This window comes from Sphingobacterium prati (genome assembly GCF_013167215.1).
In the GTDB taxonomy this organism is placed as follows: Bacteria; Bacteroidota; Bacteroidia; order Sphingobacteriales; family Sphingobacteriaceae; genus Sphingobacterium; species Sphingobacterium prati.
Genome location: NZ_JABJWY010000018.1, coordinates 23546 through 37160 on the forward strand (window position 1 = coordinate 23546; position 13615 = coordinate 37160).

The following is a 13615-nucleotide window of genomic DNA, read 5'->3' on the forward strand; positions in this document are numbered from 1 at the left end:
ATAGAAATTTGTAATTTCGTAGAATGGCAAAAACAAAATCAGCATATTTCTGTCAAAACTGTGGCTATGAGTCGCCGAAATGGATGGGGCAGTGTCCTTCCTGCAAGCAATGGAATAGTTTCGTGGAGGAAGTGGTCGAAAAGTCAAGCTCAAAAGTTCCTGAATGGCGAAGCACGACAACAAGCGGTAATGCAAAAAGGGCAAATAAGGCGGCAATCATACATGAGATTGTGTATCAGGATGAATCGCGTATTCTTACCCCTGATCAGGAGTTCAACCGTGTATTGGGAGGCGGGATTGTTCCGGGCTCCCTGGTATTGATCGGTGGTGAGCCCGGAATTGGAAAATCCACCTTGATGCTGCAGCTGGCTTTGTCCATTCCACAGGTCAAAACACTCTATATTTCCGGAGAGGAGAGTGAGCAGCAGATCAAGATGCGGGCTGAGCGATTATCGCAATCCTCTAAAGCCAATTGCTATATTCTGACGGAAACATCTACACAAAATATTTTCAAGCAGATTGAGACCGTACAGCCCAATGTTATTGTCATTGATTCCATCCAAACGCTGCATTCGTCACAGATTGAATCGGCACCGGGATCAGTTTCCCAGGTACGGGAATGTACAGCTGAACTATTGCGCTTTGCCAAAGAAACGAGTACTCCGGTATTTATTGTGGGCCATATTACCAAAGATGGTTCCATCGCTGGACCGAAAGTACTGGAACATATGGTCGATACCGTACTCCAATTTGAAGGCGACCGTCATCATGTCTACCGTATTCTGCGCGCTGTCAAAAATAGGTTTGGCTCAGCTTCAGAATTGGGGATCTATGAAATGCAGGGTTCTGGATTGCGGGAGGTATCAAATCCATCCGAAATAATGATTTCGCAGCGGGACGAGCCCGTGAGTGGTGTGTCCATAGCCGCCATGCTCGAAGGGATGCGGCCCATGATGATTGAGGTTCAGGCTTTGGTGAGCAATTCTGCATTTGGAACAGCGCAGCGCTCCTCTACAGGTTATGATACAAAACGGTTAAACATGCTGCTGGCCGTATTGGAGAAGCGTTTTGGTTTTCGTTTAAGTGCACAGGATGTATTTTTGAACATTGCCGGCGGGCTTCGTGTTGAAGATCCCGCTATTGATCTGGCAGTTGTCGTTGCGATTATCTCATCTCAGCAAGATATTCCGATCCGGAGCAACCTGACCTTTGCCGGTGAGGTGGGCTTATCGGGAGAAATCAGAGCTGTAAACCGGATTGAACAACGCATTCAGGAAGCCGAGAAACTGGGTTTTGATGGTATCTTTATTTCTAAGTTCAATACTAAAGGGTTGGACGCCAAGAAATATAATATTGCGATTAGACCAGTGGCTAAATTGGAGGATATATTTAGTGCTTTATTTGGATAATATATTTACAAAAGATAAAAAAAATAGGTGTCCAACATTGGCACCTATTTTTTTTATCTTTTGTAATGTATTCATTCGCCTACGCCATTATGCAATATATGAAGGCGATCGTTTTCATGTGTACCGAATTTTACGCTGTCAGAAATCGATTTGACCTCGTGCTGATTTTCGGACGATAATAGGTAAAGCAGGTCTTTAAATTTACTTTAATACTTCTTTTAATTTGGCACGTAAGGCATCCCCATGCAAATTCTTTGCGATGATTTTTCCATTCGGGTCAATCAGTACATTTTGGGGGATAGACTTCACCGCATATAATGTGCCTACATCATTCTGCCAGCGTTTTAAGTCCGAAACATGTCTCCAATGTAGCTTGTCCGCATGAATAGCCTTAATCCAGGAGTTGCGGTCTTTGTCAAAGGATATGCCCAGGATTTCAAAGTTGTCTCCTTTGAACTGTTGGTAAGTTTTGACCAGATCCGGGCTTTCTACGCGGCAGTCGGGACACCATGAAGCCCAAAAATCAAGCAGTACATATTTACCTTTGAAATCTGACAGGTGCACTGGATTGCCTGTTGTGTCGTTTTGAATAAAAGCGGGAGCAATTTTTCCGATCTGAACGGTCTCCAATGTATTGAGATATTGCTGAAATTCTTTTCCTTCATTGGAGTTTTTGACCCTTTCGCTTAAGGTACTGTAAAGCGCTTGCAGCTCTGTATAAACAGGGTCGTAGCCGCCTACACGCCGCAAATCAACTAACGTTGAGATGGAATCCGGTGCCGCTTTTACACGGGCAATATATTCCTGTTTGGTCAATTCTTTTTTCTGGGCCGAACCAAAGAACGGAAGAACCAAAAAAAGTAGTGTAATGTATTTTACCATGTTGCTATTCTTGTATATATTTACAAATATAAGAAAATCCACTAATTTGGTAGATTAAATAAATGTCAAAAAATGAACTTCGACCTAATTGCTAAACTTCCACACGTCGGTACATCCATTTTTACCAAGATGACCACGCTTGCCAATGCGGAACAAGCCCTGAACCTGTCACAAGGCTTCCCAGATTTTGAAACAGATCCCAAGCTTGTTGAATTGGTTTCTGCGGCGATGGAAAAAGGACATAACCAATATGCACCGATGATTGGTGTACAAAGCTTGCGTGAGACGATCGTCAAAAAATACAGCGCAGTGTATGCTGTGGATATTGATCCGACCGAAGAAATCACGATAACAGCCGGCGGAACCCAGGCCATATTTACTGCGATAGCAACAGTAGTTAGGCCCGGCGATGAAGTGATTATATTCGAGCCGGCCTATGACAGTTATGCACCCAGCATTGAATTGTTCGGTGGTAAAGTTGTTCCCGTTCGATTGTTGGCGCCAGATTTTCAAATTGATTGGGATTATGTAGCTACCCTGATCAACGAAAGGACACGCTTGGTAATAATCAATAACCCCAATAATCCGACAGGGAAAGTTTTAGGGAAAGACGAGTTGAATAAACTTAGCAAGCTCCTGCAGGGAACGAACACGCTATTGCTAAGCGACGAAGTTTATGAGCATCTCGTGTTTGACGGAATAGCTCCACAATCGGTCTTAAGTATACCGGGCTTGCGTGATCGGAGTTTTGTTGTTGCCTCTTTTGGAAAGTTGTTGCATACTACAGGGTGGAAGATTGGGTATTGTGTGGCACCGACCGTACTGACGCATGAATTCCGAAAAGTCCATCAGTTTAACGTGTTCAGCGTCAATACACCCATGCAAATTGCGATAGCAGCATACCTGAAAGATATTGCTTATGTTGAAAGTCTCGCTGGGTTTTTTGAGAAAAAGCGCGATTTACTCAAAAATGGGTTGGCACAATCACGCTTCAAAATTCTACCCTGTGAAGGGACTTATTTCCTGAATCTGGATTATAGCGCCATTAGCAAAGAGAAAGAATTTGATTTTGCCTGCTTTTTGACAAAGCATCATAAAATAGCTACGATTCCACTCTCCGCGTTTTATAAACAAGCTACAGATCAGCAGGTTTTGCGTGTTTGTTTTGCGAAACAAGATGCCACTTTGTTGAAAGCGGTGACTATTTTAAATGAAATATAGCGTGATTTCGATGCTAAAATTTGGGCTAAAAGGTTTTATTTAAAATATTGTTAAGAATAAGGTACTTTATTAAAATTTTACTTCAACTTAACTCACTAATTTCATAAATTTGTAATTCACGTTTATCAATATATCCATAAAATGGCTAGATTAAATTTATTGGAAGAAACACGCTTCGAAAAAGTCCCCGTAAGCGTCTATCCAGATCAAAATTCAGCTTCGAAAAACGTTGCAAATCGTATCGCTGAAATTATTCGTGCAAAGCAAGAGAAAGGTGAAAAAGCTGTTTTAGGTCTTGCTACTGGTGCCACACCAGTGAAAGTCTATCAAGAACTGATTCGCTTGCACAAAGAAGAAGGTTTAAGCTTTAAGAACGTGATTACCTTCAATCTTGACGAATATTACCCAATGCAACCTGACGCCGATCAGAGCTATGTGACCTTTATGAATAAAAACCTGTTCGATCATGTAGACATTGATAAGGCGAATGTAAATATTCCTGATGGTACCCTTGCAGCGGATCAAGTCAATGCATTTTGTGAAGCATATGAACAAAAGATTACAGCTGCAGGTGGTTTAGATATTCAATTATTAGGTATTGGTCGTACAGGCCACATCGGTTTCAACGAACCAGGTTCTGCGCCAAACTCCGGTACCCGTATTGTAACTTTAGATGACTTAACACGTCGCGATGCATCACGTGCTTTCGGTGGAAAAGAAAATGTGCCAAGAAAAGCCATCACAATGGGTGTAGGTACTATTTTCAAAGCAAGAGAGATTATCTTGATGGCTTGGACCGAAACAAAAGCTGAGATCATAAAAAAAGCTGTTGAGGGCGAGATATCGGCAGAGATTCCGGCTACATATCTTCAACTGTCAGATAATGTCGAGTTCATTTTGGATGAGGCAGCAGCGTCGTTGTTGACACGTTTTGATCTTCCATGGTTAGCCGAAGATGTTACCTGGACACCATCATTGATTAAAAAAGCAGTAGTCTGGTTGGCTTTAGAGATTAACAAACCTATTTTGAAACTTACCGATGAAGACTACAATGCCCATGGTATGGCAAAACTGGTGACAGAAACTGGTCCTGCTTATAATATCAACATCCGTATTTTTAATGAACTTCAACATACGATAACAGGATGGCCAGGTGGTAAGCCTAATGTAGACGATTCACAACGTCCAGAACGTGCAAATCCGGCTAAGAAAAACGTGATTGTATTCTCTCCGCATCCAGATGATGATGTCATCTCCATGGGGGGGACATTTATCCGTTTGGCAGATCAAGGACACAATGTTCATGTAGCTTACCAAACTTGTGGTAATACCGCGGTATGGGATGATGACGTGGTCCGTTACCTGGAGTTTGCGGAGGATCTGGCAAATCAAATCGGTGCGAAAGCGGAGGCCGCTCAGATCAATCAGATTTATGATGAAGAAAGGGCAATCTTTGCAACGAAAAAACCAAATCAGATCGATACCGAACTTGTTCGCAAAATAAAGGCATTGATCCGTAAAGGAGAAGCCATTGCCGGAGCTCGTTTAGTCGGATTGCCAGATGAAAATATCCACTTCCAGGATCTGCCATTCTATGACAGACAAAAATTTGCGAAGGAAGTATCGTTTGAAGACGATATTCAGCAAACAATGGAATTGTTGCGGCAGGTAAAGCCACATCAAGTATTCGCAGCAGGAGATTTTGCTGATCCACATGGTACACATAAAGTATGTTTCGATATTTTATTTGAGGCTTTGAGAAGATTGAGCAAAACTGACGAGTGGACAAAAGATTGTTGGTTGTGGTTGTATAGAGGAGCATGGCACGAATACCCAATCCATGAGATTGAAATGGCCGTTCCCCTATCGCCACAAGAGGTATACCGCAAGCGTTTAGCGATCTTCAAACACCAATCCCAAAAAGATTTACCTGTATTCCCGGGCGATGATCCACGTGAATTTTGGGTACGCGCAGAAGACCGTACGAGTGACACAGCGTCGGTATATGATAGGTTAGGTTTAGCTAACTACGAAGCGATAGAAGCTTTTGTGCGATGGAGATTTGACTAACATAGTCCAAACTAATATAGGAAAGCTCTGAGTCATAGATGGCTCAGAGCTTTTTGTTTTTAATTATTCTAAATAAGTAAAGTTTTTATATCTTTGCCTCGTTATTTAGAATGAATAAAAATAATTACCCAAAATTATTAACATGAACAAACACTTACTTACTCTTGCCTCTACATTTTTAATTGGAAGCACAGTATATGGACAGACCTCAGGAATCGTCAAAGGGAAGGTTGTTGACGCCAATAATAATCCTTTAAGTTCGGTAACGGTTTCGATTGGCGATAAAACGGTGCGTACAGACCATAAAGGTCATTTTAGATTACATGGAGTCGACCAAAATGTAGTTATCCGCTTTACTTACTTAGGTTACCAAACGACTTCGCTTGATTATGTCTTTACTTCGACTAGCCCTGAGGTTATGATAAAGCCAGTGGTGTTAGTGAGTAATGAGCAGGCCATTGATGAGGTGGAAGTGTTTGGTGAGCGCAACAAAAAACCCAAGGGGCTTGAGATGATTACGCGTATGCCATTAAAACCCTCCGATCAGATTCAGAGTATTTCTGTGATTTCCAATAAGGTGATTCAGGATCAAGGGATATTAACGTTGACAGATGCTGTAAGAAATATTCCTGGTGTCACGCTGTTCGGTTCATACGGCGGTGTTAAAGAATCATTATCAACACGTGGTTTCAGGGGGGTGCCGGTTTTGAAGAATGGGGTGCGTATGGATTCACAGTTTCAAACCGCTTCTGGTGTAGTTGATATGCAGGGGGTAGAGTCTATCCAGATGATCAAAGGATCCGCTGCGGTGACACAAGGTGTTATTACTGATATCGGTAATGCAGGCGGCGTGATTAATGTGGTTACTAAAACACCTAATTTTACAAACGCTGGAGAGGTTGGCGTACGTGTGGGTAGCTGGGGACAGTTTCGTCCAACATTTGACTTTCAAACCGTATTGGATAAAAAGGAAACGGTTGCTTTCCGTATGGACGGGGCTTATGAAAGAAACGATAGTTTCAGAAAAGGGCTTTCGGCCAACCGTGTTTATCTGAACCCTTCTCTGGCATGGAAACCGACGGATAGAACAACGATTACATTAGAAGGAGACTATTTTAACGATAATCGTACGCCGGTCAATTCGGCCGTCAATTTAAATCCATCACAAGGTGTCAATGCCCTGTACGTCATTCCGAATCATAAATTTTTAGGATTCAACTCAGACAATAACAATACCGAGATGAAGAGCTTTATGGCGCAGATCAATCATGAATTGACTGATCGCTGGAGTGTTCGCGCTTCCATTGCGACTTCATCTTACCAGGTTGATAACCAAACGACTTCCTCCTCTTTGATTAAGGATGATGAAAAACAGTACAATACTTTTTCGCGCTCCATGAGCAGAAGCCTACGTGACGATAAAAACAAGACTTTTCAGTTTGACTTAATTGGCAAGGATCTTTATACTGGTCGAGTAAAACACTTGGTGCAAGCTGGGGTAGATTATCGGATTGCTGATGCGACAACAACATCCTTTGCCGGAAAGCTAAGTCCTTTAGAAAAAAATGTACTGCTTAAAAAAGCGGATCAAAATAGTTCAGTTATTGACATCATCGATATTCATGGGGATTGGGTAAATGACCTTTCGGAAGTGGTGTATGTAGATTCCTTGGGCAACCAAAGAAAGGGAAAGCAAATCGCCTATACGGCGGGAACACCTGTCAGAAGCTACTATTCTTCTGTTGGATTTATGGGGCAAGACGTCATTGAATTCAATAAATACCTTAAAGCAGTTTTAGGCTTGCGTTACTCGGAGATTACAACCAAGGATTTTGTCTCTAATGGCAATAAAAGAGAATCTGCCTGGAATCCTATGGCGGGCATAATTGTGACACCTTTCGAGAATTTTAATGTGTTCGGATCCTATACCAATTCAACAAACTTGAGAAGTGCCGCTAATCCCATGATTGATGGAACAAAAGCCGGAGCTTCCAAGACAGAACAGTTTGAGGGTGGTATTAAGTCGGATTGGCTGGGCAACAGGTTACGGTTCAATTTAACCTATTTCCATATCTATACCTCTAACCTAACGAATGCGGAGTATACACCGGGGACAAATGTACAGACAGGCTTATATTTTAAAGCCGGAGATTTGGTCAGGGACGGTATTGAGGCCGAATTGAACGGTCGTATACTGGAAAACCTGACGGTGATGTTGGGCTATGCATATTTGGACGCTCGATATAAAAACTCACCATCCTATATGAATGGCTCCGCTCCAATGAATGCACCAAAGCATACAGCCAATGCGTGGGTACAGTATGTCTTTAATCAAGGAGCCTTACGTAATCTGAGCTTAAGTGCCGGAGTATATTATGTCGGAGACCGTCCAGTGAATGAGTATGGTCTGACTCCGAATGGACATGGCGAATACTATGGAACAGAACCGTTTAATATGCCGGCATATACGACCGTAAATGCGCAGGTCGGTTACAAATGGCGCCGGTTTGATGCAAGAGTTTTTGTTAACAATATCACCAATGAAATTGGCTTGAATTCGTATTTCCGAGGTGGTTTTATCAATCAGATCGACCCTAGAAATGCTGCCGTATCATTAAGCTATAAATTTTAAGCAGATAGCATTCAATTGTTAATGCAAATAAAAGGGGTGTTTTCTATTCGAAAAACACCCCTTTTTTAAACGGCCACCGGAAGTATTATTTCAGCACTTCAATGATGACTTTCTTTATGTTACTGTTTTTATTGTAATAATCCCGTTCGTTTTTAATAAGCAATAACGTCTCCGGATCTACCTTTGGCGTCAAATACCTTGAATAGATATTTCTTGCCCGCTTGAAAAGGGATTGCGCCATCTACTTGTTTTGACTTCAACGTTGGCGAGCTTCCATTTTCTGTATAATAGACTTTGAATCCGGGATAATCTGTGTTGATATAGAGCTGGTTACCCTCTTTTTTAATTCCAAGCTTCGGAAGGCGATAGGTATAACCCCCATTAATAATATCCAGTTTCTTCAATTCATCCTCGCCTAATTTCTTAATAAAGGCTGTATACGACTTACGATAGGTTGCTTCATCATAAGAATTGCCTTTTTCCCAAGCTTGTTCCTGCGCCCAGGCGCGATCGGCAATAGCAATTAACCGAGGGAATATCATCTCTTCAAGGCGTGGATCTGTGGATACCTTTTCGGCCCATAGCGCGCCCTTGATTCCGAGTAAATTCTTCTTTCCTTCGGCAGTAAGCTGTTCTTTGTTCGTATAGGCTTCCTTTACAAGGTCTTTTCCAGTATCGTCTTTACGCAAGTTGATGAAGAAATTTTCTGGTGCGAATGAATAGGTTTTGTTCAGGTTGACCGTGCCCACCCAGCTATGGCCCGGATCGGCAAAGTCGCGGTCCCATGACATATCCAGATAATTGTTGGCTGCACTTGTGTATACAACCTTATAGCCTGCATTAGCTAATTTATAGGCCAGGTCTTCTTGTCCTTGTCCCGGAAGATTATTCCATACATTGAGATGAATGCCGGATTTGCCTAATTCGGCATTGACCTGCATACCCTTTCCTTTATTGCGCATACCCATCTCTTCCCAACCGGACATTGTTAAGCCCTTGTCCTGGACAAGTTTATTTATTTTGGCGATGTAGAAGGGCCATACATCCAAGACATTGGTCATGTTGTTCTCTTTCATGAAGGCAAGTACTTTGGGGGATTTTTCCCAAACTCCGCTAGGAGTCTCGTCACCGCCCAAATCGATAATTTTTAATGGAACACCAGCTTTTTCGTGGATAGCTTTGATCTCGTCAACCACCTTGCTCAGGAAATGATAGGTCGAGGGTAGGGCTGGGTTCATGACATTGTCGTTCCAGTTTTGTGCGGAGTTGTACACCGATTGATCATCCGCATCATCCAGCAAAAACTCTTCTGCTTTCTGCTTGTCGCCCAGCTTGGTATAATGCGCAAAGCGTGCACGCATGGCTTTGATCGCCGCACGGGCATGTCCCGGTGTTTCGACTTCAGGAATTACGTCAATATGTCTTGCTTGTGCGTATTGCAAAATTTCGATATAATCAGCTACGGTATAGAATTGATGCGCTTTTGCAGTTGCCCCAGAACCGTAAGCCGGTTGAATGCCTTTGCCATCCTCAAAATCAGCAGTGCGGTTGGCGCCCACTGCCGTCAGTTCGGGTAGGGATGGAATTTCCAATCGCCAACCTTCGTCGTCAATAAAGTGGAAATGGAACTTATTTAATTTGTAGGCAGCCATCAGATCTAAAATGCGCAGCACTTCAGCTTTGCTGTGAAAATTACGGGCCGCGTCCAGCATAAATCCACGATAGCCATAGCGTGGGCTATCTTCTATTTTTACATAAGGTAGGGAAATTGATTTTGTGGCTTTATTCCATTGTTGATGATTGATCAAAGATTTTAAGGATTGTATGGCATAAAATGCCCCGGCTTTATCCGATGCTTCTATGCGTATACCTTTTGCATCAATGTTTAGTAGATAAGATTCAGGCTGTAGGTTGTTTGCTTTGACGATAACAATTCCATCTTCCTTCTCCGAGGCAGCATTTAGCCTGATTCCTGTATATTTGGTGAAAAAATCGTTCAGAAAATTCACTTCCGAAGAAAATTCACTAGCGATGAATACTTTTATACCCGTCGTTATAGTGAACTTTGCGCTATTGTTAATACTAATGTTGCTCGGTAAAGGAATAATGCTTTGTGCTTCGATACCTTCAGTAAGTTTATTCTGGTCATATTTGTAAGACCAGTAATCATTCTTTTCTGCTTCGGATTGAGGGGCTGTTTTCACAGCAGTATAGGCCCGAATATCTGTTGAAAGTCCGGTTTTATTATTTTTAATATATAAACCGATTGGTCCGTCGGTATAATTGACTAATCCTGTTGTTGTGAAATCAATATGGATTGTATCTTGTGCGTTTAATAAAAAATTGTTTTTATTAAAGCTTACTTGAAATAGATCGCCATTCCTGTGGTCAATGGCAAATCGTTTATCTACTTTTTCGGGATCAATAGACCGGATAAAATTAAACCAGAGGCTCCAGTCATTCAGCTGTACAGCACTTTTCCCCTTGTTTTTTAGAATGATGGTGGAGATGGGATTTTTGCGGATATTCTGTCCTTCCTTGACCTGCCAAGTAAGCTGCAGTTGATCTGCGATTGAGCTCGATTTTTGAGCGTATGCTGCTTGGCTAAAAAGAGCCATGCCAAGGCCAGCATAGCGTAATAGTTTTTTAATTTTTTTTAAATTAGTCATGTTGGTTACTTTTTCAATGAATCTAAATATAGCTATTTTAGAGCGTTTTGAGATTTGTTTTAAAAAAATGAATAAAATTTTCATAAATATTTGGTGATATTTAGAAAGCTTTCTATATTTGCACACCGAAACAGAAAACGGCCCGTTCGTCTAGGGGTTAGGACGCAAGATTTTCATTCTTGAAACAGGGGTTCGATTCCCCTACGGGCTACAAAAGCGACTTCAAACGAGTCGCTTTTTTTGTGCCAAAAATCTTGTTTATTTCAGCGTCTCTACCTAATCCTTTTTTTTCAAAACGCTTTGATTTAGGCTTATCCTAGATTTGAGAGTTTCGAGGATTTATATTGTTCACCATAATTTAAAGCAGGAGACATTACCCGCGAAATCAGCGCTATAAATAAAATCGCCATCGACAGTGATTTCCGAAAAAATAGGCGCCCCCAGATTGAACTTTGAAAGTAGTTTGCCTTCTTTACTGAGCACATAGAGGCAGCCATCTGAAGCGCCGAAAAGCAATTTTCCTTTTGCTTTAGTTATTGACGACTCTACCGTGCCGACCATTTTGTGTTGGTCAGGACTACTGTAAGGTGAGGTATACACCAACGATTCACCCGTGGCAAAATGCCATTTCTCTTCGAAGGTATGTGGGTCATACGCTTTTATTCCGTTGGTAGATGTTGGCATGATCAATAAATCACTTAAAATTTCGGGAGAAGCCATGATTTTAAAATCATCAGTCTTGATACTCTTCTGTACGATATCACCTGTTTTCAGATTGAGCTTAAATATGCCGTTTAGCCCCGTTGTATAGAGATCGCCATCTTTCTCAGTGACTCCGCCGCTTCTAAAGCGTAATCCATCCTCTTGTCGTTTCCAAAGCAATTTTCCATTCTGGATATCATAAGCGCATAAGGCATTCCAATTGTATCCAGCTACCAACGTTTGATCCACGACAGATAGCTGTGCCGGAGTAGCCTCGCCGCCCGAAGGCTCAACACCTTGCCAAAGTACTTTTCCCGTATGGATGTCTATCGCCGACATACGCCTACCCAGACCGGTATAATAAACTCCTTTGTCCAGTGCAGGCCCAGAGACAAAAGTAGGAAGACTTGGGTGAGGTGGTTTTTTAATCCACAAGGTTTTGCCTATATCGGCATCAATGGCGTATATATTTGTCTCGACATCGGTTGCGAGCAGTACTCCATCACTGTAACGCAGTTTATGTTTTATTGAATTTATGGTAGGTAACGACCATAGCACATTGCCTGTTCGCTTATCTAGTGCCATAATGGAATGGTTGGTTCCGATACCATCGTCCATTGTCCCAACAAAAAGTTTATCCCCGACAATTAATGGACTTGTTTTCCAGATATTTCCTTTCACAGCAGTAGACCATTGTAATTTCATGCCACTTTCTGTATCGCTGACAAGGTTAAAGGTCTGTCTTTTTAAAGATTGTTCTCCATTTTGATAAAAGATGGTAATCAGCGCATCATATTGACCTTTTTGTTTTCCGAATGGTACTTTTGTTTGCCATAACCAATCGCCAGAAGGAGACAGTTGAACATTGGCTAGACGTTTACCTGTTTCATGGTTAGAGATTTCCACTGCAACCTTTTGTATTTTTCGCTCACTGTCATAAGCATTGACCACGATTGGAAGAGTTTCTTGAGCATTTATTTGTTGGTCAGTGGCTGGATGTACTAGTTGGATATGATCACGTAGATTGGTATAAATAGGTTTAATATCTTTGATTCCTTGTTTGTCGATATCGACCACGACAAACTGCGCTGCCGAATTGTCAATACCACCTTTATTGGGCGCGTTTGAACATACGACATATACGCCCATCTGTTTAAAGATAAAATTGTTGTGCCAATGCCCATAAAACCAAGCCTTTAGATTATATTGCATCAAGTCAATTTGCTCGTTCTCACCTTTCAGTATAAAGTCTTGCCCAGCGAAGAAGTCATGATTGATAAAGATCAACGGTTTTGACTTATCCATTGTTGCAAGGTCCTTTTTGAGCCAGGAAATAATTTGATCGGCAGTGTAACTCGGCTTATAGTCGCCGTTCGGCATGGGCGTTACAACAAAATGGGCAGGACCTGCATCAAAGGAATAGTAGGTCGGACCGAAGAGGTCTTCAAATAGCTTTTCCCCATATTCGCCTTTTACTAGGTCGTGGTTGCCAACAGTATAATAAGTTGGTCTACCCATAAGTTCTGAATTGACCTGCTTGGCGTGAAAAAGCATCCCTTGCTCATAGCAGATGTCACCCGTATGCATGATCAAGCTCGCTTTTTGCTGTTGAGCGTAATTTCTGACGTTATCAATCCAAGGACCATACAAAGGAGTTTCGGTATCCGTAATTTGGATAAAGCGTAAAAAATCGGATTGTTGGATAGTGTCTTTGACTAAGGCAAAATCTAAATTTTTATGTTCTTCACGAAGTGCAATGTAATGCGTTTTGGTCGCCTTATATCCACTTGGAATGCTGACAAACAGAAAGCGGGCATTGGGATTGTGGGGTAGGGTGTACGTTCCATCTTTGTTGGTCTTTACCACATCATACCCATCAGACACAACAATTCCGGCAAGTTGTTTCTCCTGCTGTTCGAATTGATTGTTTGCATTTTGATCTTCAAAAACCCGACCCACCCGTTGCTGTGCGAATAAGGGAGCGATCGGGAGCAGGATAAACGTGAGTAGTTTCGTTAATTTCATTGTAA

General features: G+C 41.9%; 7 protein-coding genes and 1 tRNA gene. 5 read left to right on the forward strand and 3 right to left on the reverse strand.

Features of this window, described 5'->3' with window-relative positions:
- The first annotated feature begins 23 nt into the window (after window positions 1-23).
- Window positions 24-1409 (forward strand): DNA repair protein RadA, encoded by a 1386-nt coding sequence (radA, locus tag HPC41_RS05310; RefSeq protein ID WP_172393006.1) that lies wholly within the window; start codon window positions 24-26, stop codon window positions 1407-1409.
- A gap of 201 nt (window positions 1410-1610) precedes the next feature.
- Here radA and HPC41_RS05315 read toward each other — a convergent pair whose 3' ends face one another.
- Complete coding sequence (locus HPC41_RS05315) at window positions 1611-2291, reverse strand: peroxiredoxin family protein (protein WP_172393008.1); 681 nt, start codon at window positions 2289-2291, stop codon at window positions 1611-1613.
- A 72-nt stretch (window positions 2292-2363) separates the two neighbouring features.
- Here HPC41_RS05315 and HPC41_RS05320 point away from each other — a divergent pair, with 72 nt between their 5' ends.
- The 3 genes from HPC41_RS05320 (at window position 2364) to HPC41_RS05330 (ending at window position 8214) form a co-directional block, all read left to right on the forward strand.
- A complete protein-coding gene (locus HPC41_RS05320; protein ID WP_172393010.1) occupies window positions 2364-3512 on the forward strand; it encodes a methionine aminotransferase in 1149 nt (382 codons plus the stop codon).
- Window positions 3513-3653: 141 nt separating this feature from the next.
- Window positions 3654-5582: a glucosamine-6-phosphate deaminase gene (gene nagB, locus HPC41_RS05325; protein ID WP_172393011.1), complete on the forward strand. Its 1929-nt coding sequence runs from the start codon at window positions 3654-3656 to the stop codon at window positions 5580-5582.
- Between the two features lie 142 nt (window positions 5583-5724).
- Complete coding sequence (locus HPC41_RS05330; protein WP_172393013.1) at window positions 5725-8214, forward strand: TonB-dependent receptor; 2490 nt, start codon at window positions 5725-5727, stop codon at window positions 8212-8214.
- 152 nt (window positions 8215-8366) lie between these two features.
- On the opposite strand, the gene HPC41_RS05335 is transcribed toward HPC41_RS05330, so the two are convergent.
- Window positions 8367-10883 carry a family 20 glycosylhydrolase gene (locus tag HPC41_RS05335; RefSeq protein WP_172393014.1) on the reverse strand — a complete coding sequence of 839 codons (2517 nt, stop codon included), beginning with the start codon at window positions 10881-10883 and terminating at the stop codon, window positions 8367-8369.
- Window positions 10884-11022: 139 nt separating this feature from the next.
- Here HPC41_RS05335 and HPC41_RS05340 point away from each other — a divergent pair.
- A tRNA-Glu gene (locus HPC41_RS05340) sits at window positions 11023-11094 on the forward strand.
- 137 nt (window positions 11095-11231) lie between these two features.
- Here the strand turns inward: HPC41_RS05340 and HPC41_RS05345 are convergent.
- Window positions 11232-13610 carry an outer membrane protein assembly factor BamB family protein gene (locus HPC41_RS05345; protein WP_172393016.1) on the reverse strand — a complete coding sequence of 793 codons (2379 nt, stop codon included), beginning with the start codon at window positions 13608-13610 and terminating at the stop codon, window positions 11232-11234.
- Window positions 13611-13615: the final 5 nt, after the last annotated feature.

Bases quoted from the DNA above. Each gene is read 5' to 3' on its own strand.
- radA (WP_172393006.1), top strand. From the start codon at position 24: ATGGCAAAAACAAAATCAGCATATTTCTGTCAAAACTGTGGCTATGAG.
- HPC41_RS05315 (WP_172393008.1), bottom strand. From the start codon at position 2,291: ATGGTAAAATACATTACACTACTTTTTTTGGTTCTTCCGTTCTTTGGT.
- HPC41_RS05320 (WP_172393010.1), top strand. From the start codon at position 2,364: ATGAACTTCGACCTAATTGCTAAACTTCCACACGTCGGTACATCCATT.
- nagB (WP_172393011.1), top strand. From the start codon at position 3,654: ATGGCTAGATTAAATTTATTGGAAGAAACACGCTTCGAAAAAGTCCCC.
- HPC41_RS05330 (WP_172393013.1), top strand. From the start codon at position 5,725: ATGAACAAACACTTACTTACTCTTGCCTCTACATTTTTAATTGGAAGC.
- HPC41_RS05335 (WP_172393014.1), bottom strand. From the start codon at position 10,883: ATGACTAATTTAAAAAAAATTAAAAAACTATTACGCTATGCTGGCCTT.
- HPC41_RS05345 (WP_172393016.1), bottom strand. From the start codon at position 13,610: ATGAAATTAACGAAACTACTCACGTTTATCCTGCTCCCGATCGCTCCC.